The organism is Streptomyces sp. NPDC045021 (assembly GCF_056432645.1).
In genome coordinates this window covers 185,809-209,735 of sequence record NZ_JBWKIQ010000006.1, presented here as the reverse complement: position 1 = coordinate 209,735, position 23,927 = coordinate 185,809, and the positions used below count along the sequence as shown (strand labels likewise).

At 66.6% G+C, this 23,927-nt stretch carries 32 protein-coding genes; 2 read left to right on the top strand and 30 right to left on the bottom strand.

Translation table 11 applies throughout. The annotated features are described in order from the left end of the window. Positions 1-22: 22 nt before the first annotated feature. The 23 genes from AC07DC_RS20170 to rpsJ form a co-directional block, all read right to left on the bottom strand. Positions 23-682, bottom strand: coding sequence for an adenylate kinase (locus AC07DC_RS20170; RefSeq protein ID WP_478915756.1), 660 nt, complete (start codon positions 680-682; stop codon positions 23-25). After that, on the bottom strand, positions 682-1,995 hold the full coding sequence (gene secY / locus AC07DC_RS20165) for a preprotein translocase subunit SecY (RefSeq protein WP_478915755.1): 1,314 nt from the start codon (positions 1,993-1,995) through the stop codon (positions 682-684). The genes AC07DC_RS20170 and secY overlap by 1 nt, the downstream gene beginning before the upstream one ends. A gap of 303 nt (positions 1,996-2,298) precedes the next feature. Next, a complete protein-coding gene (gene rplO, locus AC07DC_RS20160) occupies positions 2,299-2,763 on the bottom strand; it encodes a 50S ribosomal protein L15 (protein ID WP_399644442.1) in 465 nt (154 codons plus the stop codon). Position 2,764: 1 nt separating this feature from the next. Then, positions 2,765-2,947 (bottom strand): 50S ribosomal protein L30, encoded by a 183-nt coding sequence (rpmD, locus tag AC07DC_RS20155; protein ID WP_138352911.1) that lies wholly within the window; start codon positions 2,945-2,947, stop codon positions 2,765-2,767. Further along, positions 2,947-3,549: a 30S ribosomal protein S5 gene (rpsE, locus tag AC07DC_RS20150; protein ID WP_138352910.1), complete on the bottom strand. Its 603-nt coding sequence runs from the start codon at positions 3,547-3,549 to the stop codon at positions 2,947-2,949. Before rpsE ends, rpmD begins: the two co-directional genes overlap by 1 nt. Before the next feature lie 43 nt (positions 3,550-3,592). Then, a complete protein-coding gene (gene rplR / locus AC07DC_RS20145; RefSeq protein WP_138352909.1) occupies positions 3,593-3,976 on the bottom strand; it encodes a 50S ribosomal protein L18 in 384 nt (127 codons plus the stop codon). Between the two features lie 2 nt (positions 3,977-3,978). Beyond that, positions 3,979-4,518: a 50S ribosomal protein L6 gene (gene rplF / locus AC07DC_RS20140; protein WP_478915754.1), complete on the bottom strand. Its 540-nt coding sequence runs from the start codon at positions 4,516-4,518 to the stop codon at positions 3,979-3,981. A 21-nt stretch (positions 4,519-4,539) separates the two neighbouring features. Beyond that, positions 4,540-4,938, bottom strand: a complete 399-nt coding sequence (gene rpsH, locus AC07DC_RS20135) for a 30S ribosomal protein S8 (protein ID WP_138352907.1) — start codon at positions 4,936-4,938, stop codon at positions 4,540-4,542. A gap of 219 nt (positions 4,939-5,157) precedes the next feature. Continuing rightward, positions 5,158-5,343, bottom strand: a complete 186-nt coding sequence (locus tag AC07DC_RS20130; RefSeq protein WP_073492416.1) for a type Z 30S ribosomal protein S14 — start codon at positions 5,341-5,343, stop codon at positions 5,158-5,160. Positions 5,344-5,345: 2 nt separating this feature from the next. Continuing rightward, positions 5,346-5,903 (bottom strand): 50S ribosomal protein L5, encoded by a 558-nt coding sequence (gene rplE, locus AC07DC_RS20125; protein ID WP_138352906.1) that lies wholly within the window; start codon positions 5,901-5,903, stop codon positions 5,346-5,348. After that, positions 5,903-6,226 carry a 50S ribosomal protein L24 gene (rplX, locus tag AC07DC_RS20120; protein ID WP_138352905.1) on the bottom strand — a complete coding sequence of 108 codons (324 nt, stop codon included), beginning with the start codon at positions 6,224-6,226 and terminating at the stop codon, positions 5,903-5,905. Before rplX ends, rplE begins: the two co-directional genes overlap by 1 nt. A gap of 3 nt (positions 6,227-6,229) precedes the next feature. Continuing rightward, positions 6,230-6,598, bottom strand: coding sequence for a 50S ribosomal protein L14 (gene rplN / locus AC07DC_RS20115; RefSeq protein ID WP_073492414.1), 369 nt, complete (start codon positions 6,596-6,598; stop codon positions 6,230-6,232). A gap of 111 nt (positions 6,599-6,709) precedes the next feature. Continuing rightward, positions 6,710-6,994 (bottom strand): 30S ribosomal protein S17, encoded by a 285-nt coding sequence (gene rpsQ, locus AC07DC_RS20110; RefSeq protein ID WP_138352904.1) that lies wholly within the window; start codon positions 6,992-6,994, stop codon positions 6,710-6,712. Next, entirely contained in the window at positions 6,994-7,221 is a 228-nt protein-coding gene (gene rpmC / locus AC07DC_RS20105; protein WP_138352903.1) for a 50S ribosomal protein L29, read from the bottom strand. Before rpmC ends, rpsQ begins: the two co-directional genes overlap by 1 nt. Next, positions 7,221-7,640: a 50S ribosomal protein L16 gene (rplP, locus tag AC07DC_RS20100; RefSeq protein ID WP_138352902.1), complete on the bottom strand. Its 420-nt coding sequence runs from the start codon at positions 7,638-7,640 to the stop codon at positions 7,221-7,223. Before rplP ends, rpmC begins: the two co-directional genes overlap by 1 nt. Before the next feature lie 4 nt (positions 7,641-7,644). Continuing rightward, entirely contained in the window at positions 7,645-8,484 is an 840-nt protein-coding gene (gene rpsC, locus AC07DC_RS20095) for a 30S ribosomal protein S3 (RefSeq protein ID WP_138352901.1), read from the bottom strand. Further along, a complete protein-coding gene (rplV, locus tag AC07DC_RS20090; RefSeq protein ID WP_138352992.1) occupies positions 8,484-8,831 on the bottom strand; it encodes a 50S ribosomal protein L22 in 348 nt (115 codons plus the stop codon). Before rplV ends, rpsC begins: the two co-directional genes overlap by 1 nt. A 43-nt stretch (positions 8,832-8,874) precedes the next feature. Further along, the gene (gene rpsS, locus AC07DC_RS20085; RefSeq protein ID WP_138352900.1) at positions 8,875-9,156 is read right to left on the bottom strand and encodes a 30S ribosomal protein S19; all 282 of its coding nucleotides are present in this window, start codon (positions 9,154-9,156) and stop codon (positions 8,875-8,877) included. A gap of 12 nt (positions 9,157-9,168) precedes the next feature. Beyond that, a complete protein-coding gene (gene rplB / locus AC07DC_RS20080; protein ID WP_138352899.1) occupies positions 9,169-10,005 on the bottom strand; it encodes a 50S ribosomal protein L2 in 837 nt (278 codons plus the stop codon). A 39-nt stretch (positions 10,006-10,044) separates the two neighbouring features. Beyond that, on the bottom strand, positions 10,045-10,380 hold the full coding sequence (gene rplW / locus AC07DC_RS20075; protein WP_138352898.1) for a 50S ribosomal protein L23: 336 nt from the start codon (positions 10,378-10,380) through the stop codon (positions 10,045-10,047). Continuing rightward, positions 10,380-11,057: a 50S ribosomal protein L4 gene (gene rplD, locus AC07DC_RS20070; protein WP_478915753.1), complete on the bottom strand. Its 678-nt coding sequence runs from the start codon at positions 11,055-11,057 to the stop codon at positions 10,380-10,382. The genes rplW and rplD overlap by 1 nt, the downstream gene beginning before the upstream one ends. A 4-nt stretch (positions 11,058-11,061) precedes the next feature. Then, entirely contained in the window at positions 11,062-11,706 is a 645-nt protein-coding gene (rplC, locus tag AC07DC_RS20065) for a 50S ribosomal protein L3 (RefSeq protein WP_138352896.1), read from the bottom strand. 13 nt (positions 11,707-11,719) lie between these two features. Continuing rightward, positions 11,720-12,028: a 30S ribosomal protein S10 gene (gene rpsJ / locus AC07DC_RS20060; RefSeq protein ID WP_138352895.1), complete on the bottom strand. Its 309-nt coding sequence runs from the start codon at positions 12,026-12,028 to the stop codon at positions 11,720-11,722. Positions 12,029-12,508: 480 nt separating this feature from the next. Between rpsJ and AC07DC_RS20055 the strand changes: the two genes are divergently transcribed. Next, entirely contained in the window at positions 12,509-14,089 is a 1,581-nt protein-coding gene (locus AC07DC_RS20055) for a N,N-dimethylformamidase beta subunit family domain-containing protein (protein ID WP_478915752.1), read from the top strand. A 25-nt stretch (positions 14,090-14,114) separates the two neighbouring features. Here the strand turns inward: AC07DC_RS20055 and AC07DC_RS20050 are convergent, their stop codons facing one another. Further along, positions 14,115-15,134: a hypothetical protein gene (locus AC07DC_RS20050; protein WP_478915751.1), complete on the bottom strand. Its 1,020-nt coding sequence runs from the start codon at positions 15,132-15,134 to the stop codon at positions 14,115-14,117. Further along, a complete protein-coding gene (locus AC07DC_RS20045) occupies positions 15,131-16,429 on the bottom strand; it encodes an MFS transporter (RefSeq protein ID WP_478915750.1) in 1,299 nt (432 codons plus the stop codon). Before AC07DC_RS20045 ends, AC07DC_RS20050 begins: the two co-directional genes overlap by 4 nt. A 162-nt stretch (positions 16,430-16,591) precedes the next feature. Between AC07DC_RS20045 and AC07DC_RS20040 the strand changes: the two genes are divergently transcribed. After that, positions 16,592-18,655 carry a PIG-L family deacetylase gene (locus AC07DC_RS20040; protein ID WP_478915749.1) on the top strand — a complete coding sequence of 688 codons (2,064 nt, stop codon included), beginning with the start codon at positions 16,592-16,594 and terminating at the stop codon, positions 18,653-18,655. Positions 18,656-18,747: 92 nt separating this feature from the next. Here the strand turns inward: AC07DC_RS20040 and tuf are convergent, their stop codons facing one another. The 5 genes from tuf to AC07DC_RS20015 all read right to left on the bottom strand — a co-directional run bounded on the left by tuf (position 18,748) and on the right by AC07DC_RS20015 (position 23,909). Continuing rightward, positions 18,748-19,941, bottom strand: coding sequence for an elongation factor Tu (tuf, locus tag AC07DC_RS20035; RefSeq protein WP_399644461.1), 1,194 nt, complete (start codon positions 19,939-19,941; stop codon positions 18,748-18,750). 182 nt (positions 19,942-20,123) lie between these two features. Beyond that, positions 20,124-22,259 (bottom strand): elongation factor G, encoded by a 2,136-nt coding sequence (fusA, locus tag AC07DC_RS20030; RefSeq protein ID WP_478915748.1) that lies wholly within the window; start codon positions 22,257-22,259, stop codon positions 20,124-20,126. A 38-nt stretch (positions 22,260-22,297) separates the two neighbouring features. Then, positions 22,298-22,768, bottom strand: a complete 471-nt coding sequence (gene rpsG / locus AC07DC_RS20025) for a 30S ribosomal protein S7 (protein WP_138352889.1) — start codon at positions 22,766-22,768, stop codon at positions 22,298-22,300. A gap of 2 nt (positions 22,769-22,770) precedes the next feature. Continuing rightward, the gene (rpsL, locus tag AC07DC_RS20020; protein ID WP_138352888.1) at positions 22,771-23,142 is read right to left on the bottom strand and encodes a 30S ribosomal protein S12; all 372 of its coding nucleotides are present in this window, start codon (positions 23,140-23,142) and stop codon (positions 22,771-22,773) included. A gap of 293 nt (positions 23,143-23,435) precedes the next feature. Beyond that, positions 23,436-23,909, bottom strand: coding sequence for a DUF1707 and DUF4190 domain-containing protein (locus tag AC07DC_RS20015; RefSeq protein WP_478915979.1), 474 nt, complete (start codon positions 23,907-23,909; stop codon positions 23,436-23,438). Positions 23,910-23,927 lie beyond the last annotated feature (18 nt).

Below are 23,927 nucleotides of genomic sequence, written 5' to 3'. Positions count from 1 at the left end.
CCGACCTGTGTACGTGTGGGTACTACGCGCTCTTGTTGCTCTTCAGTGCGTCCATCGCCCGCTGGGTGATCTCCGCCACCGGGCCGAGCGCCGAGATCGTCGCCACAAGGTCCTGCTGCTTGTAGTAGTCGATGATCGGCTCGGTCTCGCGGTGATAGACGGCGAGGCGGTTGCGCACGGTCGCCTCGGAGTCGTCGTCACGCTGGTAGAGCTCGCCGCCGCACTCGTCGCACACGCCCTCGACCTTGGGCTGCTTGTACGTGATGTGGAACGTGTGCGCCGTGTCGTTCCGGCAGGTGCGCCGGCCCGCGATGCGCTTGACGACCTCGTCCTCCGGGACCTCCAGGTCCAGGACCCCGTCGAGCGCGATGCCGCGGTCGACCAGGTAGGCGTCGAGCGCCTCGGCCTGGTGGACGTTGCGCGGGAAGCCGTCGAGCAGGAAGCCGCCCTCGGTGTCCGGCTCGTCCAGTCGGTCCTTCGCCATCCCGATGGTCACTTCGTCGGGGACCAGGTTGCCGGCGTCCATGTAGGACTTCGCCTGCTTGCCCAGGGCGGTGCCCTGGCTGATGTTCGCGCGGAAGAGGTCGCCCGTCGAGATGTGCGGGATCGACAGGTTCTTGGCGAGGAACGCAGCCTGCGTACCCTTGCCGGCCCCAGGCGGCCCGACGAGGACGATTCGCATCAGCGGAGGAACCCTTCGTAGTTGCGCTGCTGGAGCTGGCTCTCGATCTGCTTCACGGTCTCCAGGCCGACACCCACGATGATCAGGATGCTGGTCCCGCCGAACGGGAAGTTGGTGCTGCCGTTGAACAACGCGATGGCAACGGTGGGAACGAGAGCGATGAGCCCCAGGTACAGCGATCCCGGCCACGTGATCCTGTTCAGCACGTAGCTCAGGTATTCAGCAGTAGGTCGACCGGCCCGGATACCCGGGATGAAGCCACCATACTTCTTCATATTGTCGGCGACTTCCTCGGGGTTGAACGAGATCGCGACGTAGAAGAAGGCGAAGAAGACGATCAACAGGAAGTACGTGACCAGGTAAAACGGGTGATCGCCCTTGGTCAGGTTGACGCTGACCCACTGCGCCCAGCCCGCCGTCGACCCGCTGAACTGAACGACGAGGGCCGGAATGTAGAGCAACGACGAGGCGAAGATGACGGGAATCACACCCGCCTGGTTCACCTTGAGGGGGATATACGTGGACGTTCCGCCGTAGGACCGCCGGCCGATCATGCGCTTCGCGTACTGCACTGGAATGCGGCGTTGCGCCTGTTCGACGAAGACCACAAGGGCCACCATCACCAGGCCGATCAGGATGACGACGAAGAACTCGAACCAGCCGCCCATGATCTTGCCGGAGCTCTTGATGGACCACAGCGCGCCCGGGAAGCCGGCCGCGATGGAGACGAACATCAGGATCGACATGCCGTTGCCGATGCCGCGGTCGGTGATCAGCTCACCGAGCCACATGATCATCACGGTACCGGCGGTCATGGTGACCACCATCGTGATGGTGGTGAAGATCGACTTGCTGGAGATGATGTCGTAGCGCTGGGTGCAGCTGGAGAAGAGGCTGCCGCCGCGGGCGGTGGCCACCAGGCCGGTGCCCTGCAGGATCGCCAGCGCCACCGTCAGGTAACGGGTGTACTGCGTGATCTTCGCAGTGCCCGACTGACCCTCCTTCTTGAGGGCTTCGAGGCGTGGAATCACCACGGTCAGCAGCTGGAGGATGATGCTCGCCGTGATGTACGGCATGATCCCGAGCGCGAAGATGGTCAGCTGGAGCAGTGCACCACCGCTGAAGAGGTTGACCAGGCTGAAGAGGCCCTGCCCGCCGCCCGCGTCCTTGATGCACGCGTTGACGACCTTGTAGTCCACCCCTGGCACCGGGACGTGCGCCCCGAGCCGGAACAGCACCACGATGCCCAGCGTGAACAGCAGCTTCTTGCGCAGGTCGGGCGTTTTGAACGCCCGGGCGAACGCGGTGAGCACGGTGCCTCCTGCACCTTCCGCGCAGCAGGGCGGAAGGGTCGGTCGAGATGGTCTGTCACGGACGGCGGATCACCGGCCGGGATGGCGCGAGGACAGTCTGCGGGCAGTTTCGCCAGTGGACCCAACGGACTCTAACAGCGCGTGGCGGTCCGTATGAAGCGCGTGTCTCCCCCAGTTGGCGATCGCCACTCGGTGGAGTCGTACATGCGCGGTTTGTCCCTTGGTGCGTGATACCGAATCGGGCCCGTCCCTCAGAAGAGGAACGGGCCCGGTTCAGTCGCTGTCAGCAGCAGTCGCCGAGGCTCAGATGAGCTCGGTGACGGTGCCGCCGGCAGCAGCGATCTTCTCCTTGGCGGAGCTGGAGACGGCGTCAACCGAAACCTGCAGCGCCACGGTGATCTCGCCGGTGCCGAGCACCTTGACGAGCTGGTTCTTACGGACCGCGCCCTTGGCGACCAGATCGGCCACCGTGACCTCTCCACCCTCGGGGTAGAGGGCGGTGAGCTTGTCCAGGTTCACGACCTGGAACTCGACGCGGAACGGGTTCTTGAAGCCCTTGAGCTTCGGCAGGCGCATGTGGAGGGGCATCTGCCCACCCTCAAAGCGAGCCGGAACCTGGTAACGGGCCTTGGTGCCCTTGGTACCACGACCAGCGGTCTTACCCTTGGACGCCTCGCCACGACCCACGCGGGTCTTGGCGGTCTTGGCACCCGGGGCGGGACGCAGGTTGTGGACCTTCAGGGGGTTCTGCGGGTTCTCAGCACCCATGTCAGTCAACCTCCTCGACCGTGACGAGGTGGCGGACGGTCTGGACCATTCCGCGAATCTCCGGACGGTCCTCCTTGACCACCACGTCGTTCAGGCGCTTGAGCCCGAGCGAACGCAGGGTGTCACGGTGGTTCTGCTTGCTACCGATGTAGGACTTGATCTGCGTGACCTTGAGGCGAGCCATCAGGCACCCACCCCGGCACGTGCACGCAGCAGAGCTGCGGGCGCGACGTCCTCCAGCGGCAGGCCACGACGGGCGGCGATCTCCTCGGGGCGCTGAAGGCCCTGAAGCGCGGCCACCGTGGCGTGCACGATGTTGATCGCGTTGTCCGAGCCGAGGCTCTTGGACAGAACGTCGTGGATACCGGCGCACTCGAGAACCGCGCGCACCGGGCCACCGGCGATAACACCGGTACCGGGGGAAGCAGGCTTGAGCAGGACAACGCCCGCGGCCTTCTCGCCCTGGATCGGGTGCGGAATGGTGCCCTGGATGCGGGGAACCTTGAAGAAGTTCTTCTTCGCTTCCTCGACACCCTTGGCGATGGCGGCCGGAACTTCCTTGGCCTTGCCATAACCGACACCGACGGTGCCGTCACCATCGCCCACCACGACCAGCGCGGTGAAGCTGAAGCGACGACCACCCTTGACTACCTTGGCGACGCGGTTGATCGCGACAACACGCTCGACGTAGGCGGTCTTCTCGGCCTGCTGGCCGTCCCGCCCAGACTTACGGTCACGCCGCTCGCCGCCACCGGCACCGCTGCCGCGGCGCTGGGGTCCAGCCATTGGAATTACCTCTCTTCGTTGATCCGCTAGCTGCGGGACGAACTCAGAACTCGAGTCCGGCTTCGCGGGCGGCGTCCGCGAGGGCGGCAATGCGCCCTGCGTACTGATTGCCGCCACGGTCGAATACGACAGTCTCAATACCCGCGGCCTTGGCACGCTCGGCCACGAGCTGGCCGACCTGCTTCGCCTTGGAGGACTTGTCGCCTTCGCCGCCACGGATGGACGGGTCGAGGGTCGACGCCGACGCGAGGGTGTGCCCCGCGAGGTCGTCGATGACCTGCGCCACGATGCCACGGTTGGACCTGGTCACGACGAGACGCGGACGCGCCTCGGTGCCCGAGATCCGCTTGCGGACGCGGATGTGGCGACGCTTGAGAGCCGCGCCCTTGTAAGCCTTGCCCTTGGCGATCTTCACACCGTATGCCATGGCTACTTACCAGCCTTTCCGACCTTGCGGCGGATGACTTCGCCCGCGTACTTGACACCCTTGCCCTTGTACGGGTCGGGCTTCCGCAGCTTGCGGATGTTCGCGGCTACCTCGCCGACCTTCTGCTTGTCGATACCCTCGACACTCAGCTTGGTCGGAGACTCCACCTTGAACGAGATGCCCTCCGGCGGCTCGATCACGACGGGGTGGCTGAAGCCCAGGGCGAACTCCAGATTGGAGCCCTTCGCCTGGACGCGGTAGCCGACGCCGTTGATCTCGAGCGCCTTGCTGTAACCCGCGGTCACGCCAGTGATCATGTTCGCCACCAGCGTGCGGGACAGGCCGTGCAGGGCCTTCGAAACACGCTCGTCGTTAGGACGCGACACGATGAGCGTGCCGGTCTCGTCCTTGGCGACATCGATCGGGGCAGCGACGGTGTGGGAGAGGGAACCCTTGGGGCCCTTCACCGAGACCGTACGGCCGTCGATGGTGACGTCCACGCCGGCGGGAACCGGGATGGGCAGCTTGCCGATGCGCGACATTGCAATGCCTCCTGTTCCCGATTACCAGACGTAGGCGAGGACTTCCCCACCTACGCCCTTCTTGCTGGCCTGCTGGCCGGTGAGGAGACCGTGGGACGTGGAGATGATCGCCACGCCCAGGCCGCCGAGCACCTTGGGCAGATTGGTGGACTTTGCGTAGACCCGAAGGCCCGGCTTGCTGATGCGCTTGATGCCGGCGATCGAGCGCTCACGGCTCGGACCGAACTTCAGCTCGAGGATGAGGTTCTTGCCAACCTCGGCATCCTCGACCTTCCAGCCGGTGATGTAACCCTCCTGCTGGAGGATCTCCGCGATGTGCGACTTGATCTTGCTGAACGGCATCACGACGTCATCGTGATACGCCGAGTTCGCATTACGCAGACGGGTCAGCATGTCTGCGATGGGGTCGGTCATGGTCATGAGTTGGCCCTAGGCCTCTCTCGCCGGGGTTTCCATTGCGCCATCCTTCTCCCCGAGCAAAGTCGGGACGGGTGCGGCGCGGGGACCTACGGCGTAGTAAGTCGGTCATGGGCGGCAGGCGCCCAACCCCTCTACCTTACGGCAGACGGGGACAGGCTCCTGCCGTCCAGATGCTTACCGAGAGTTCCTGGAAACCGGATTCCCCGAAGGGAACCGGATTTACCAGGAGCTCTTGGTCACGCCCGGCAGCTCGCCACGGTGAGCCATCTCACGAAGGCACACGCGGCAGAGGCCGAACTTGCGGTAGACAGAGTGCGGCCGGCCACAGCGCTGGCAGCGGTTGTAACCGCGCACAGCAAACTTGGGCTTGCGAGCGGCCTTAGCGATCAGAGCCTTCTTCGCCACGGTCACATCTCCTTGAACGGGAAGCCGAGGTGACGAAGCAGGGCACGACCCTCGTCGTCGTTGGTCGCCGTGGTAACCACGGTGATGTCCATGCCCCGGACCCGGTCGATCTTGTCCTGGTCGATCTCGTGGAACATGACCTGCTCCGTGAGACCGAAGGTGTAGTTGCCCCGGCCGTCGAACTGCTTCGGCGACAGGCCGCGGAAGTCACGGATACGCGGCAGTGCGAGTGACAGCACGCGGTCCAGGAACTCCCACATGCGGTCACCACGGAGGGTGACGTGGGCGCCGATCGGCTGGCCCTCACGCAGCTTGAACTGCGCGATGGACTTGCGAGCCTTGGTGACCTGCGGCTTCTGGCCGGTGATCGTGGCGAGGTCGCGAATCGCGCCCTCGATCAGCTTGGAGTCGCGGGCGGCGTCGCCCACACCCATGTTGACCACGATCTTGGTCAGACCCGGGATCTGCATGACGTTCTCGAAAGAGAACTCCTCGTGCAGCTTGCCCGAGATTTCCTCGCGGTAGCGCGTCTTCAGACGCGGCGTGGTGGTGGCAGTCATCAGATGTCCTCACCCGTCCGCTTGGCAACGCGGATCTTGTTGCCTTCGTCGTCGAAGCGGTAACCGACGCGGGTAACGACCTTCTTGCCGTCCTTCTCCACGATCAGCTGAACGTTGCTGATGTGGATGGGGGCCTCGGTCGTGATGATCCCACCGGTCTTGCTACCGCGGTCGGACTGGCCGGCCTTGGTGTGCTTCTTGACCCGGTTGACACCCTCGACGAGGACACGGCTCTCAGTGGGGTAGGCCACAATGACCTTGCCCTGCTTGCCGCGGTCCTTACCGGTGATGACCTGGACCAGGTCGCCCTTCTTGATCTTCATCGGTTACAGCACCTCCGGCGCGAGAGAAACGATCTTCATGAACTTCTTCTCGCGCAGCTCACGGCCCACCGGGCCGAAGATACGGGTGCCGCGGGGGTCGCCGTCGTTCTTCAGAATGACGGCGGCGTTCTCGTCGAACCGGATGTACGAGCCGTCTGCGCGACGGCGCTCCTTGACGGTCCGGACGATGACCGCCTTGACGACCTCGCCCTTCTTCACGTTGCCACCGGGGATCGCGTCCTTGACGGTGGCAACGATGACGTCACCGATTCCCGCGTAGCGGCGACCCGAACCACCGAGAACACGGATGCAAAGGATTTCCTTCGCACCAGTGTTGTCGGCGATCCGCAGTCGCGACTCCTGCTGGATCACGTCTATCTCCTGTTTGTCGCGTCGGTTCCCGGTAGGGGCGGGTTGCCCCGCCCCTACCGAGCCTGACGGAACGGTCCTGAAGGCCCCTTATTTTTTTGGGGCCTTCAGGGATTACTTGGCCTTCTCGAGGATCTCCACGACGCGCCAACGCTTGGTGGCAGAGGTCGGCCGGGTCTCCATGAGGAGGACACGGTCGCCGATGCCGGCAGCGTTCTGCTCGTCGTGCGCCTTGAGCTTGTTGGTGCGCCGGATGACCTTGCCGTACAGGGCGTGCTTCACACGGTCCTCGACGGCGACCACTACGGTCTTGTCCATCTTGTCGCTGACCACAAGGCCCTCACGGGTCTTGCGGAAGCCGCGCTGCTCGGAGGTCTCAGTCACATTCTTCTCGCTCATCAGGCGCTCTCCACCGTCTCGATGCCCAGCTCGCGCTCGCGCATCAAGGTGTAGATCCGGGCGATGTCCTTGCGGACGACCTTGAGCCGGTTGTTGTTCTCGAGCTGTCCCGTGGCCGCTTGGAAGCGGAGGTTGAACAGCTCCTCCTTGGCTTCGCTCAGCTTGGCGAGGAGTTCCTCGTCGCCAAGCGTGCGCAGCTCGGTGGCCTTAGTGGTGCCGGCCGCCATCACGATTCACCTGCCTCGCGCCGCACAATGCGGCACTTCATCGGAAGCTTGTGGGCGGCGCGGGTGAGCGCCTCCTTGGCAACCTTCTCGTTCGGGAAGGACAGCTCGAACATCACCCGACCGGGCTTGACGTTCGCGATCCACCACTCCGGCGAACCCTTACCGGAACCCATGCGGGTCTCAGCAGGCTTCTTGGTCAGCGGACGGTCCGGGTAGATGTTGATCCAGACCTTGCCGCCGCGCTTGATGTGACGGGTGATGGAGATACGAGCGGACTCGATCTGCCGGTTCGTCACATAGGCCGGGGTGACGGCCTGCAGGCCGTACTCACCGAACGCGAGTTCGGTGCCGCCCTTGGCCATGCCCGAGCGCTTCGGGTGGTGCTGCTTGCGGTGCTTGACCCTGCGGGGGATCAGCATTGGGTCAGGCCTCCGTTCCGGGAGTGTCCGCAGCCGGAGCCTCGACAGCGGCGGGGGCCTCGGCCTTGGGAGCCGAACCGCCGTCCGTCTGGGGCTTGCGGCCGCGGCCGCCGCGCTCGCCACCGCGGCGCTGCGGACGGTCGGTTCCACCGGCGCCGGGACCACGCGACGGGCGGTTGCCCGCACGGGCCGCGGCGTTGTCGGCGCGAACCTCTGCGATGTTCTTGACGTTGCCCTTGTAGATCCACACCTTCACACCGATGCGGCCGAAGGTGGTCTTGGCCTCGAAGAAGCCGTAGTCCACATTGGCGCGCAGGGTGTGCAGCGGCACACGGCCTTCGCGGTAGAACTCGGAGCGGGACATCTCGGCGCCGCCGAGACGGCCACCACACTGGATCTTGATGCCCTTGGCGCCGGCCTTCATCGTGCCCTGCATGCTCTTACGCATGGCACGACGGAAGGAGACACGCGAGGAGAGCTGCTCGGCGACGGCCTGGGCCACCAGCTGAGCGTCCATCTCGGGGTTCTTGACCTCGAGGATGTTCAGCTGCACCTGCTTGCCGGTCAGCTTCTCCAGGTCGCCGCGGATGCGGTCGGCCTCGGCACCACGACGGCCGATGACGATGCCGGGACGCGCGGTGTGGATGTCCACACGCACGCGGTCACGGGTGCGCTCGATCTCAACCTTCGAGATGCCGGCGCGCTCCATGCCCTGCGTCATCATCTTGCGGATGGCGACGTCTTCCTTGACGTAGTCCTTGTACAGCTTGTCGGCGTACCAACGAGACTTGAAGTCCGTGGTAATTCCGAGCCGGAACCCGTACGGGTTAACCTTCTGGCCCATTACCGGGTCCCTTCCTTGCTGCTGACGACCACGGTGATGTGGCTGGTCCGCTTGCGGATCCGGTAGGCACGGCCCTGGGCACGCGGACGGAACCGCTTCAGGGTCGGACCTTCGTCGACATACGCCTCAGTGATGACGAGAGACTCGGCATCGGAGTGGTCGTAGTTGTGCGCGGCGTTGGCAATGGCGCTGTCAAGCACCTTGCCCACCGGCACGCTCGCGGCCTGCGGGGCGAAACGCAGGACCGCCTGAGCCTCCGTGGCATTCATGCCACGGATGAGGTCCACCACGCGGCGGGCCTTCATGGGCGTGACGCGGATGTACCGCGCCTGGGCCCTGGCTTCCATGGTTGTCCCTTCGGTGTCAGTCATAGTCTTCGCACTCCGCCGATCAGCGACGCTTCGTCTTGCGGTCGTCCTTGACGTGGCCGCGGAACGTGCGGGTCGGCGAGAACTCGCCGAGCTTGTGGCCGACCATGGACTCGGTGACGAACACCGGGACGTGGATCTTGCCGTTGTGCACCGCGATCGTGTGGCCCAGCATCGCCGGAATGATCATGGAGCGGCGGGACCAGGTCTTGATGACGTTGTGGGTGCCTGCCTCGTTCTGTACGTCCACCTTCTTGATGAGGTGGTCGTCGACGAAGGGCCCCTTCTTGAGACTGCGCGGCATCTAAACCTGCTCCTAGCGCTTCTTGTTCGTCTTGCGGCGGCGGACGATGTACTTGCTGCTTGCCTTCTTCGGCGAGCGAGTACGACCCTCCTTCTGACCCCACGGGGAGACCGGGTGGCGACCACCGGAGGTCTTACCCTCACCACCACCGTGCGGGTGGTCGACAGGGTTCATCGCGACACCGCGGACGGTCGGGCGGACGCCCTTCCAGCGCATACGGCCGGCCTTGCCCCAGTTGATGTTCGACTGCTCGGCGTTGCCGACCTCGCCAACAGTGGCGCGGCAGCGGACGTCGACCAGGCGGACCTCACCGGACGGCATACGAAGGGTGGCCATAGAGCCCTCCTTCGCCAGCAGCTGGACCGAAGCACCCGCGGAACGGGAGATCTTCGCGCCGCCGCCGGGACGCAGCTCGATAGCGTGGATGGTCGTACCCACCGGGATGTTGCGCAGCGGGAGGTTGTTGCCCGGCTTGATGTCGGCCGTGGGGCCGTTCTCAACCCGGTCGCCCTGGCTCAACTTGGCCGGGGCAATGATGTAGCGCTTCTCGCCGTCTGCGTAGTGCAGCAGCGCGATGCGTGCGGTGCGGTTCGGGTCGTACTCGATGTGAGCGACCTTCGCCGGAACGCCGTCCTTGTCATGACGACGGAAGTCGATGACTCGGTAAGCACGCTTGTGACCGCCACCCTGGTGGCGAACAGTGATGCGACCCGAGCTGTTACGCCCACCCTTGCTGTGCAAAGGGCGGACCAGCGACTTCTCCGGCGTGGACCGCGTGATCTCGACGAAGTCGGCGACGCTGGAGCCACGACGGCCCGGCGTCGTCGGCTTGTACTTGCGGATACCCATTTCTCAGTCCTCGTCCGATATCGGACGACTCGGACTCCGTTAGGAGACCGGGCCGCCGAAGATGTCGATTCGGTCGCCCTCAGCGAGGGTCACGATGGCGCGCTTGGTGTCCTTGCGCTTGCCGAAACCGGTCTTGGTGCGCTTGCGCTTACCCTGCCGGTTGATCGTGTTGACCCCGGTGACCTTGACCGAGAAGACCGCCTCGACGGCCTGCTTGATCTGGGTCTTGTTGCTGCCCGGCGCGACGATGAACGTGTACTTGTTCTCGTCCAGGAGCGCGTAGCTCTTCTCGGAAACCACCGGCTTGACCAGGATGTCACGGGGGTCCGTGAAGGTCTTGCTGGTGACGACCGCGGCGGTCTTGGTCTCACTCATCAGGCGTCGTTCCCTTCGAGCTCATCCTCGGAGGCAACGGCCTTGGCGGACGCGGCGGGACCCGCCACGAAACGCTCGAAGGCGTCCTGCGTGAAGACCACGTCGTCGGAGACGAGCACGTCGTAGGTGTTCAGCTGACCGGCTTCCAGGATGTGTACCTGGGGCAGGTTGCGGGCGGACAGCCACGCGGCCTCGTCGGCACGCTCGACGACCAGGAGCACGTGACGTCGCTCGCTGATCTTGCCCAGCAGTGCCTTGGCGGCCTTGGTGGAAGGCGTCGCGCCCTCGATCACGCCGGAGATGACGTGAATGCGGTCGTGACGCGCCCGGTCGGTCAGGGCGCCACGGAGGGCGGCCCGGATCATCTTCTTCGGCGTCCGCTGGGAGTAGTCACGCGGCTGCGGGCCGTGGACGACGCCACCGCCTGCGAACTGCGGAGCGCGGGTCGAACCCTGACGGGCGCGGCCGGTGCCCTTCTGGCGGTAAGGCTTGCGCCCACCACCGCGGACCTCGGCGCGGGTCTTGGTCTTGTGCGTGCCCTGGCGGGCGGCAGCGAGCTGCGCCACGACGACCTGGTGGATCAGCGGAATGCTGACCTTGGCGTCGAAGATCTCGGCGGGAAGCTCGAGGCTGCCGGTCTTGTCGCCCGCGGGCGACAGGATGTCAATGGTGCTCATATCCTCAAGCCCCCTTGGCCGCGGTACGGACCAGGATGAGGCCGCCGTTCGGACCAGGTACCGCTCCCTTGATGAGGAGCAGGCCCTTCTCCGCGTCAACGGCGTGGACGGTCAGATTCTGTGTGGTCACACGCTCTCCACCCATCCGGCCGGCCATCTTCATGCCCTTGAAGACACGACCCGGGGTGGCGCAGCCACCGATGGAGCCGGGGGAACGGTGCTTGCGCTGAACGCCGTGACCGGCGCCGAGACCCTTGAAGTTGTGACGCTTCATGACACCGGCGAAACCCTTGCCCTTGCTGGTGCCGGTCACATCGACCTTGACACCGGACTCGAAGGTCGCAGCGGTGATCTCCTGGCCCAGCGTGTACTCGCCGGCGTCAGGCGTACGAAGCTCCACCAGGTGGCGGCGCGGGGTTACGTCGGCCTTGGCGAAGTGACCCTTGAGGGGCTTGTTCACCTTGCGCGGGTCAATCTCGCCGAAGGCGATCTGAACCGACTCGTAGCCGTCGACGTCGTTGGTGCGGACCTGGGTCACGACACACGGGCCGGCCTTGATGACGGTCACCGGCACAATGCGGTTGTTCTCGTCCCAGACCTGCGTCATGCCGAGCTTCTCGCCCAGGACGCCCTTAATGCTCTTAGCCATCTCGCGCGTCACCTCAGAGCTTGATCTCGATGTCGACGCCAGCCGGGAGGTCGAGACGCATCAGCGAGTCAACCGTCTTCGGCGTGGGGTCGAGAATGTCGATGAGCCGCTTGTGGGTGCGCATCTCGAAGTGCTCGCGCGCATCCTTGTACTTGTGCGGCGACTTGATGACGCAGTACACGTTCTTCTCAGTGGGCAGCGGCACCGGGCCTGCGACGTGCGCACCAGTACGCGTCACCGTCTCGACGATCTTCTTCGCCGAGGAGTCGATGACCTCGTGGTCGTACGCCTTGAGCCGGATGCGGATCTTCTGTCCCGCCATGGCTACTCCGTAGTCCTTTGTCTCGTAACGCTCTGGAACCCGGTCGGTACTGACTCTCCGCCGACCCACGCGGTCGGGCGTGTCGCACCCCTTCTCATAAATTTCCGCAAGCGGAAATCCCTCGGAGAAGGAAGCGCGGCGCTCTGACCGCAGGATGTGGGGAAGACTCCCACCGGGTGCCTGGCCGGAACCGCACTAACGCTTCCCGGAAGATTCCCGTACGTCCGCCATGCCACCAAGAGGCGGATCATGACGACGAGTACTGTGGGACTCGCTTCCGGTCCTCCCGACGGGAGGCGCGCAGCATCGGCGCTCGACCGAGCAACTTGGCTAGTGTGCCATATGGGGCACACTCCACGCCAATCGAGCCGGTGACAGTACCACCTGGGCCGGCGGAGCAACCAAAGACTCCCCCGGACGGTCCTCATCTGCGGAGTTCCCTGACATGGCGGGGACACGTAGGCCGAGGAAGAGTATTCGTTGAAGAGGCTGCCCCGTCTGGTACTGCTCACGGTCGTCCTCGCGCTGTTCGCCGGCGCCTGTGGCACCCCCGGCGGCGGTCCGGTGACACCGCCCGCGCGAACCCCCAAGGCCGCTCCGCCGCTCGACATGGACAGCTGGTCGGTGACGGACGAGAACCGGCGGCCCGGCAGCACCGGCTGGCGGCTGCGCGACCCGGGGCCGTCCGAGGCGATCGAGGGCTTCGCCGACCATGTCAGCGTCACCTCAGGAGAAACCTTTCGCCTGTTTGTCTCCACCACCGCCAGGAGCTTCCACGTCGAGGCCTACCGGATGGGCTGGTACCAGGGGAAGCAGGGCCGCAAGGTCTGGTCCTCGGCCGACCAGCGCGGTGAGCGGCAGGCGGGCCCCAAGACGGTGCCCGGCATATACCTGATAAGCGCCCCCTGGAAGCCGTCCCTGACGGTGAACACCAAGAACTGGCCGCAGGGCAGCTATCTGCTCAAGCTCGTCTCCAGCCAGGGCCACGACCGCTGGGTGACGTTGACGATCCGCTCCCCCTCCACCGTCGGGCGCACCGTCTTCGTGAACGCGGTCACCACCTGGGCCGCGTACAACAAGTGGGGCGGCGGCACCAACGTCTACGGCGACTCGCGCGGCACCTCGGGACCCGGCTACGCCAAGCGCTCGCGCAAGGCCAGCTTCGACCGGCCGTACGACGGCAAGGGCTCGCCCTTCAACTGGTACGAGCTGCCGATGCTCAGCATCGCCGAGCGGATGGGCATACCGCTCGCCTACGAGACCGACACCGACCTCGACAACTCGGCGGAGCTGTTCCGCGGCGCCCGCTCGGTGATCTTCTCCGGGCACGACGAGTACTGGTCGGCCGGCATGCGCGACAACACCCTCAAGATCCGCGACTCGGGGGTGAACATCGCCTTCTTCTCCTCCAACGCCGCCTACCGGCACATCCGGCTGGAGCCCAGCTCGCTCGGCAAGGACCGCGTGGTGGTGGTCTACAAGGACCCCGCCGAGGACCCGATGATCCTCAAGGACCCCAGCCAGGCCACCCAGCAGTGGCGGCTGCCGCCCGACCCGCGCCCGGAGAGCATCCTCACCGGCGTGCTCTACGAGTGCAACCCGGTCTACGCGCCGTTCGTCGTCACCGACCCGGACGCGTGGATGTTCCGCGGCACCGGCGCCAAGGCCGGCAGCAAGTACATCGGCCTGGTCGGCGTGGAGTCGGACCGGCTGATGGCCGGCGTCCCGGTGCCGCGCCCGATCCAGGTCGTCGGGGACTCCCCGCTGACCTGCCGCGGCGCCAGCACCCGGGCCAACGCGGCCTACTACACGGTGCCTTCGGGCGCCGGGGTCTTCGCCACCGGCACCATGAGCTGGGCCTGCAGCGTCTACGGCAACACCGGCTGCCGCGAGCAGTCCGGCGAGGAGCGGGTGCCCGAGGCGTCCGCGGAGTTCGCCCGCCAGGTCTCCGAGAACATCCTGCGGGCCTTCGCCGCCGGACCGGCCGGCCGTACGTACCCGGCGCAGGACAACTACGCCCGGTACGTCTCACCGCCCAGCAAGATGTCCTTCGCGCACTGAGGCCGCCGGGCCGGGCGGCGAGCGCTCAGCGCAGCACGCTCGGCCCGTAGGCGCCCGCCACCATCAGCACCGGCCGGCCCGAGCCGTCCGCGGGCTGGCGCCACACGTCGAAGGCGCTGCTGCCGGTCGGCAGGGAGTAGGCGATGGTGCGGTTGTCCAGCCAGTCGCCCTGGTCGTCCACGCTGCGGGTCTCGGCGAGCGCGGTCTCCCGCATGGTGGCCAGGTCCAGCACGTACAGCCGCCAGGGCTTGGACGGGTCGTCGGAGACCTTCTTCTTGAAGACCAGCCGGGTGCCGTCGGGCGAGAGCGACGGGCACTCCACGTTCTGCCGCAGCACGGTCATCGTGCGGGCCGCGAAGTCCCCGCGGACCAGGAAGGTGCCGCCGCTGGAGGCGCTGCCCAGCGTCGCGTAGAAGGTGTTGTCGTCCTTCTGGAACGACACCCCCCAGAAGTTCCGGTCCGGTGGCGTGAAGTCCTTGCCGTCCCGGTGGACCGTGAACGTCTCCAGGGTCGGCACCAGCGTGTCGGTGCGCGCGTCGTAGATGCCGGTGCGGGTCGAGAATCCGGCCGAGGTGTAGGAGTCCCCGTAGACGAAGGCCGTCCAGGCCGCCATCCGGCCGTCGGCGGAGAGCCGGGCGCGGCTGGGCAGGCCGGGCAGCTGGATCCGCTTGAGCAGCTTCATGTTGCTGTCGCGCAGCTCCGCGTAGTGGTGCACCACCAGGCCGTTCTGCCCGGCCAGGCAGAGCAGCCGGCCGGCCGCCGCGTAACTGCGCTCGCAGGCCTGCGTGTCGATCTTCCGGCCGCCGCCGGGGCTGCCCATCGGCACCTCGGCCAGCCGGCCGAAGCCGGGGCCCTTGGCGGTGTCGCGGAATATCAGGCGGGCGCTGCCGCCCGGCGTGAGGTCGACGGCCCCGGCGACCGGGCGCACTCCCTCACCGCCCTCGGCGCGCGCCTTGTCGCGCTGCAGGGCGTACACGGTGTAACCGACGGCCACCGAGGCCAGCACGGCCACGCACACCGCGAAGATTATGATCCGGTTCTTCATACGTCGGCCACCTCGGGGCCGTGGGCGGCACCCGGCCGCAGCAGCACCATGCACAGCAGCACGGCGGCCGTCAGAGCGACGGTGAATCCTTGAATGGTGTTCTCCGGGCCCCAGCGCATCCAGGCGGCGCCGAACGCCACGGAGGAGACGGAACGGCCCAGGGTCTGGGTGGTCTGCAGCACGGACAGTCCGCTGGTGCGCAGCTCCTCGGGGATCAGCGGCCCGGCGTGCGCCATCAGGACGCCGTCGGTCGCCGCGTAGAACAGCCCGTGCAGGGCCAGGACGACGAGGATCAGCGCCGTGCCCCGCAGGTCGAGGACACCGCCGATCAGCAGGTAGGCGCCGATCAGGCAGGCGTGTCCGGCCAGGAAGATCTTCCAGCGGCCGATCCGGTCGGCCAGCCCGCCCAGCGGCACCGCAGCCAGCAGGTACACGCCCGTGGTGCCCAGCGGCAGCAGCGGGAACCAGGAGATCGCCAGGTCGGTGCGGTTCTGCAGCGCCAGGTAGACGAAGGCGTCGGAGACCGTCGCCAGGCCCAGCAGGCAGGCCCCGATGCAGGCCCGCCGGAACGCCGCGTTGCCGAGCATCCCCAGCCCGGCGCGCAGCGAGACCGCGACCCGGGCCGTCTTCTTCCGCGTGAACGGGTCCCGTACGAACAGCGCGAGGGCCACCACGCCGACCGCGCCGATGCAGAAGCTCACCACGAACACGGCGTCGTACGCGGTGCCCAGCGAGGTGCTCATCATCGACATCAGGGCGAAGGCGATGACCGGGCCGATGAAGGCGCCGACGGTGTCCATCGCCCGGTGCACGCCGAACGCCCGGCCCTGCGACTCCGGCGGCGTGGACAGCGAGATCAGCGCGTCGCGCGGGGCGGTTCTGATCCCCTTGCCCGCCCGGTCGACCGCCATCATCATCCCGATGCCCGGCACCGAGGAGCCCACCAGGGGGAATCCCAGCTTCGTCACCGCCGACATGAGGTAGCCGGAGCCCGCCACGGCCTTGCGTGCGGTGAACTTGTCGGCGAGGTAGCCCCCGACGATCCGCAGCAGGGCCGTCGAGCCCGAGTACACGCCGTCCAGGAAGCCGAACTGCAGCATGCTCAGGCCGAGTCCGGTGACCAGATACACGGGAAGGACCGCGGTGACCATCTCCGAGGAGATGTCGGTGATCAGGCTCGTCATCCCGAGCGCGAACACGTTCGCCGACACCAGCCCGCGCAGCCGGCGGCGGCGGGCGGGTTGTTCGCCCTGGGACCGGGCCTTGTCACTCGCCCGGGTCTCCGACAGATACACGCATCGCTCCCTTAACGCCCTGGACACCCGACGGACCACCCTAGGTCAGCGGGCGTACGTGTTCTCGCACGCAACCTCGGGGCCGTCTTCACGCTCCTACCTGTTGTGAGCGTCTCTACGAGGCGAAGGTTGTCCCGCAGGGAACTCCTTGTCGCCACAGCCATGTCCACGACGGCCGCAGCGGTCGGTTGCACCAGCACGCCGTCCGCCGCGAAACCGGTCACCGGTTCCGATCCGAACGCGGTCCAGGCCTACCGGCCCGGCGCGAAACCGCTGCTCTTCCAGGTCCTCGCCCACCCGGACGACGACCTGTACTTCATGAACCCCGACACCCTGCACGCCGTGCGGGGCGGGGTACCGGTGGTCTCGGTCTATGTGACGGCCGGCGAGTCCGTGGGCGTGAACCACGCACCGCGCACGCCCACCCCGAAGCCCGACCGGCAGGCGTACTCCTCCGCCCGCCACCAGGGGCTGCGCCAGGCGTACGCGACCATGCTCGGCCTCGACAAGTTCACTCCGTGGCGCCATTCCGCGCTGCGGCTGACGGGCGGGCTCACCGTCGAGCTCGACCAGTTGGCGAACGGCGAGCGCCGGGCCGACCTGGTCTTCATCAACCTGTCCATGGGCGAGGGCAACCCGAACCTGATGGGACTCCCCCACCTGTGGGCCGTCCCCGGCATCACGCTGGACACCGTGGTGGCCACCGGATCCCCCGTCAGAAAGTCCACCAAGGTCGGCCACCAGACCCTGGTGGACTCGCTGGCGGCGCTGCTGGAGCGCTACCAGCCGACGCTGGTCCAGACCCTGGACCCCGATCCGGACATCCAGGTGCACGACGCGGCCCACCACCAGAACAGCGACCAGAACGGCTACTCCGACCACCGCGACCACACCCCCGCGGCGCTCTTCGCCTGGAAGGCGCTCGCCCAGTGGGTGGCCGACAGCGCCGAGGCGGACGACGGCGAAGTACCGCGGTTCGTGACCACCGCGTACCGCGGCTACTACAACCAGCGCTGGCCCCGTAATCTCCCGCAGTCCGTGGTCCGGGAGAAGAACGAGTACCTCCTGCCGTACGGCGGCGATCCGGACTGGGACTGCGGCAACGCCGCCGGCTGCGGGGACTACGGCGTCGGCCAGAACACCCCGCTCACCAACCCCAAGGGCTGGGTCCGCTCCACCCACTACCGCTACCCCGGCGCCCGCCCCGCGACGTTCGCCGGCGCCGACGGCCGGCTGGAGGCGTTCAGCGTGCTGGGCACCCGGGCCGTGCGCTGGCAGGAGAGCGCGCCCGGCAGCGGCCGGTGGAGCGACCCGCAGGACCTCGGCGGCGGCCCGCTGGCCCCCGCGCTGGCCGCGGTGAAGGACTCCACGGGCCGCCGGCTGCTGTTCGCCCTGCGGTTCTCCTCCCTGCAGGGCCAGGGCGGGCACAACTCACGCGAGATCGTGCTGCTGGAGCAGAGCTCCCCCGACGGCCCGTTCCGGGCCTGGACCGGGATGGGCAACCCGGAACGCACCGAGGACCACGGCCGCCGGATCGGCTGCCCGGTCGCGACAGCCACTCCCGACGGGCGCGTCCACCTCTTCGTCCGCAGCGCCGCCAAGGGCGTCTGGACCAAGGTCAGGGAGCCCGGCGGCAAGTGGGGCGACTGGCGCGACCTCGGCGGCGACGAGGTACAGGACGGCCTGGCGGTGGTGCTCGACCGCCAGGCGCGGATCCATGTCTTCGCCGCCGGCCGCGACACCGTGCACCACTGGACCCAGCCCGCTCCCGGCCGGCCGATGGCCCTCCAGCCGGTGAGCGGCATGCCGCAGCCCGGCGAGCCACCGTCCGCCACGCTCTCCCCCGACGGCTCCGTCGCGGTCGCCTACCGGCATCCGGTGACCGGAGAGCTGGTCCTGCGGACGGTCGACGGCGCCACCTCCCGGGAAGGCGTGCTGACCCCCGCGCAGCTGAGCGCCTACGGCGGCTACGCCGATGTCGCGGTCGGCGCCGCGCCGGCCCGTTCCGGGCACGGCGGGCTGCTGCTGCTCGGCAAGGAGCTCGACGGCACCGTCAAGCTCCTGGACACCACGCAGCCCGCCCGGCCGCTCAAGCGGCCGCCCTTCGCGCTGCCGGTCGGCACGCCCACGCTGCTGCACGGCCCCGACGGACGGGCGTACGTGGTCGGCCTGGACTTCTCCGCGACCCCCTGGGTGTGGCGCGCCGAGACGCAGTCCACGGCGTAGCCGCGAGAACGCCTCCGGAAAAGGCCGAGGGCCCTGCCCCACCGCGAACGGTGGGACAGGGCCCTCGGTGTGATGCTTGCTAGAACGTCAGATCACTTGGTGATCTTGACGACCTGGCCGGCGCCCACGGTACGGCCACCCTCGCGGATGGCGAACTTCAGGCCCTCTTCCATGGCGATCGGCTGGATCAGCGCGACCGTCATGGCGGTGTTGTCGCCCGGCATGACCATCTCGGTGCCCTCGGGGAGGGTCACAACGCCGGTCACGTCGGTCGTCCGGAAGTAGAACTGCGGACGGTAGTTGTTGAAGAAGGGGGTGTGACGGCCACCCTCGTCCTTCGACAGGATGTAGGCCTGGGCCTCAAACTCGGTGTGCGGCGTGACCGAACCCGGCTTGATGATGACCTGGCCGCGCTCGACGTCCTCGCGCTTGATGCCACGGAGGAGCAGACCGACGTTCTCGCCCGCCTGGCCCTCGTCGAGCAGCTTGCGGAACATCTCGATACCGGTGACCGTGGTGGTGGTCTTGGTCTCCTTGATGCCGATGATGTCGACAGTCTCGTTGACCTTGAGGATGCCACGCTCGATACGACCGGTGACGACGGTGCCACGACCGGTGATCGTGAAGACGTCCTCGATCGGCATCAGGAACGGCTTCTCGACGTCACGTGCCGGAGTCGGGATCGACTCGTCGACGGCCGCCATGAGGCCGAGGAGCTTCTCGCCCCACTCCTTGTCGCCCTCAAGAGCCTTGAGCGCCGAGACACGCACGACCGGAAGGTCGTCGCCCGGGAACTCGTACTCGGAGAGGAGCTCACGAACCTCGAGCTCGACGAGCTCCAGGATCTCCTCGTCGTCCACCATGTCGGCCTTGTTCAGGGCGACAACGATGTACGGAACGCCGACCTGGCGGGCCAGGAGCACGTGCTCCTTGGTCTGCGGCATCGGGCCGTCGGTCGCGGCGACAACGAGGATGGCGCCGTCCATCTGCGCCGCACCCGTGATCATGTTCTTGATGTAGTCCGCGTGACCGGGGCAGTCGACGTGCGCGTAGTGACGCGACTCGGTCTGGTACTCGACGTGCGCGATCGAGATCGTGATACCGCGCTGGCGCTCCTCAGGAGCCTTGTCGATCTGGTCGAAGGCCGAGGCCTCGTTCAGGTCCGGGTACGCGTCATGCAGCACCTTGGTAATCGCCGCGGTCAGCGTCGTCTTACCGTGGTCAATGTGACCGATGGTGCCGATGTTGACGTGCGGCTTAGTCCGCTCGAACTTCGCCTTCGCCACTGGGGTCCTCCTGGGAGTGGTTCTGTACGCCTTGCTTCATCGGCGCCAGGTGATCTTTGCTGGAATGCGGGCTGCCGGGGCATCCGCCACGCTTCTCAGGGCCAAAGGCCCCTCTGGATTGCGGCGAATGCCCCGATGCCTGCTGTCAAGCCTAAGGGTTGAGCAACACTGCGAATTGAGCGCTACTCGCCCTTGGCCTTCGCGATGATCTCCTCAGCGACGTTCCGCGGAACCTCGGCGTAGGAGTCGAACTGCATCGAGTAGCTTGCGCGACCCGAGGTCTTGCTGCGGAGGTCTCCGACGTAGCCGAACATCTCCGACAGGGGCACGAGACCCTTGACGACACGGGCGCCGCTGCGCTCCTCCATGGCCTGAATCTGGCCACGGCGGGAGTTCAGGTCGCCGATGACGTCGCCCATGTAGTCCTCGGGCGTGGTGACCTCAACGGCCATCATCGGCTCGAGCAGTACGGGGCTCGCCTTACGAGCACCCTCCTTGAACGCCTGCGAACCGGCGATCTTGAAGGCGAGCTCGGAGGAGTCAACCTCGTGGTAGCCACCGTCGAGAAGGGTGATGCGAACACCCACCATCTCGTAGCCGGCCAGGATGCCGAACTTCATGGCTTCCTGTGCGCCTGCGTCCACCGACGGGATGTACTCGCGGGGGATGCGGCCACCGGTGACCTTGTTCACGAATTCGTACGACGCGTCGCCGCCCTCGATGGGCTCCATCGCGATCTGCACCTTCGCGAACTGGCCGGTACCACCAGTCTGCTTCTTGTGCGTGTAGTCGATACGCTCGACGGCCTTGCGGATCGTCTCGCGGTACGCGACCTGGGGCTTGCCGACGTTCGCCTCGACGCGGAACTCGCGACGCATGCGGTCGACCAGCACCTCGAGGTGAAGCTCGCCCATACCACCGATGATGGTCTGGCCGGTCTCCTCGTCGGAGTGAACCTGGAAGGAGGGGTCCTCCTCCGAGAGCCGCTGGATGGCGACACCCAGCTTCTCCTGGTCACCCTTGGACTTGGGCTCGATCGCGACCTGAATGACCGGGGCCGGGAAGTCCATGGACTCCAGGATGACCGGCTTCTTCTCGTCGCACAGCGTCTCACCGGTGGTGGTCTGCTTCAGGCCCATGACGGCGATGATGTCGCCGGCGCCCACCGACGCGATCTCCTCACGCTTGTTCGCGTGCATGCGGTAGATCTTGCCGATGCGCTCCTTCTTGCCCTTCACCGAGTTCAGCACCGAGGTGCCGGTCTCGAGGCGGCCCGAGTAAACCCGGACGAAGGTGAGCTTGCCGAGGTGCGGGTCGCTCATGATCTTGAAAGCAAGACCGGAGAACGGCTCGTCGTCGGACGGCTGACGCTTCACTACCAGCTCCGGGTCCTTGACGTCGTGGCCTTCGATGGCCTCGATGTCCAGGGGGGAGGGCAGGTAACGGACCACGGCGTCGAGCAGGGGCTGAACGCCCTTGTTCTTGAACGCGGTACCGCAGAACACCGGCGTGAAGGTCGGCTTGCCCTGGTGCTCGGAGTCGGTCGAGGCGATGGTGGCGCGACGGATCGCGGCCATCAGCTGCTCTTCGGTGGGCTCTTCGCCCTCGAGGAACAGCTCCATCATCTCGTCGTCGTGCTCCGCGATGGTCTCGAGGAGCTTGCCACGCCATTCCTGGGCGGCTTCGACGTGAGTGCTGGGGATGTCGACGGTGTCGTACATCTCGCCCTTGGTGGCCTCGGCGGACCACACCAGGGCCTTCATGGCGACGAGGTCGACAACGCCCTTGAAGTCCATCTCAGTGCCGATGGGCAGCTGCATGACCAGCGGAACCGCACCGAGGCGGTCCACGATCATGTCGACGCAGCGGTGGAACTCGGCACCGGTCCGGTCGAGCTTGTTGACGAAGCAGATGCGCGGAACGCCGTAGCGGTCCGCCTGACGCCAAACGGTCTCGGACTGCGGCTCAACACCGGCAACACCGTCGAACACCGTGACGGCACCGTCGAGGACGCGGAGCGAACGCTCCACCTCGACCGTGAAGTCGACGTGCCCCGGGGTGTCAATGATGTTGATCGTGTGATCGACATCGTTCAGCGGCCAGTGGCAGGTCGTCGCGGCCGACGTGATCGTGATGCCGCGCTCCTGCTCCTGCTCCATCCAGTCCATGGTGGCTGCGCCATCGTGGACTTCACCGATCTTGTAAGAGACACCGGTGTAGAACAGGATCCGCTCGGTGGTCGTCGTCTTGCCCGCGTCGATGTGGGCCATGATCCCAATGTTGCGGACCTTGGCCAGGTCAAGCGAAGTGGTGGCCATTAGGCTCAGTCTTCTCTCGGTTTCGATGTGGGTAGTGACTACCAGCGGTAGTGCGCGAAGGCCTTGTTCGACTCGGCCATCTTGTGCGTGTCCTCGCGACGCTTGACAGAGGCGCCGAGACCGTTGCTGGCGTCCAGCAGCTCGTTCATCAGGCGCTCGGTCATGGTCTTCTCACGGCGGGCGCGGGAGTAACCCACGAGCCAGCGCAGCGCGAGCGTGGAGGCACGGGCGGGGCGAACCTCGACCGGCACCTGGTAGGTCGCACCGCCGACGCGGCGGGACTTGACCTCCAGAGTCGGCTTGATGTTCTCAAGAGCGCGCTTCAGGGTGATGACCGGGTCGGTACCGGTCTTCTCCTTGAGGCCCTCGAGGGCGCCGTAAACGATCCGCTCGGCGGTGGAACGCTTGCCGTGCAGGAGGATCTTGTTGACCAGCGAGGTCACCAGAGGAGATCCGTAGACCGGGTCGATGATGACCGGGCGCTTCGGGGCAGGACCCTTACGAGGCATGCTTACTTCTCCTTCTTGGCGCCGTAGCGGCTGCGGGCCTGCTTGCGGTTCTTGACGCCCTGGGTGTCCAGGGAGCCGCGGATGATCTTGTAGCGAACACCCGGCAGGTCCTTCACACGACCGCCACGCACGAGCACGATGGAGTGCTCCTGGAGGTTGTGGCCCTCGCCCGGAATGTAGGCGGTGACCTCAATCCCACTGGTCAGACGCACACGGGCCACCTTGCGAAGCGCCGAGTTCGGCTTCTTCGGGGTGGTCGTGTACACACGCGTGCAAACACCGCGGCGCTGAGGGGAACCCTTCAGCGCGGGTGTCATATTCTTCTTGACCTTGTCCTGCCGGCCGTTCCGGACCAGCTGCTGGATCGTAGGCACCGTTTCTCCGGTTTCTGTGTGCCGATCTCGATAAAACTAACCTGGGGCACCGACCCACGCGGTCGGGTGTGTCGCGGACCCCGCACGTCCCCGTGGAGCAGGGAACGTACGTATGTCGGGTGTCGCGGCCTCGGTATCCCCACGCGATATCGGTAACCTCCCAGCCAGAGGCTGGGGGCACGCGCAAGGACCCGGGCACACCCCAGGCACAAGGTCAGATCGTACCTATCGCATCGGCTCCGGTCAAAACAAATGCATCAGCGCAGGACACGCCGCCCGTCGGGCTCGAACTCTCAGCCGGAACCGAAGACGATCCCGATCATCACGAAGAGCATGATGAGACCGAGGAAACCGGACACGATCCAGCCCAACACCAGGCCGGCGACGGCGAATCCGTCCCCCGCCTCGCCGGTGCTGCGGATCTCCTTGCGGGCCTTGTGCCCGAGGACCACCGCCGGGATCGCCGTCACGAGGGTGAAAGTGCCCGCCAGACCGCAGACGAACGAGGCGATGGCGGAGGTGTTCGTGCGCGGCGGGGCCGGCAGGAAGGTCCGCGGCACGTATCCCATCGGTGGGGACATCTGCACGGACATCGGCGACGGCCCCTGCGGGAGGTCGCGCACCAGCAGCTGCAACTCACCGTAGGTACGCGCCTGGTAGGCGGTGGACATCCGGTGCTCGTACTCCTGCTGCTGCAGACGCCCCTCCGCGAACGCGGCCTTCAGGACGTCCACCGTGCGCTCCCGGTCGGCGTCGGCCGCCAGCATGCCAGGTACCTGGCCGGA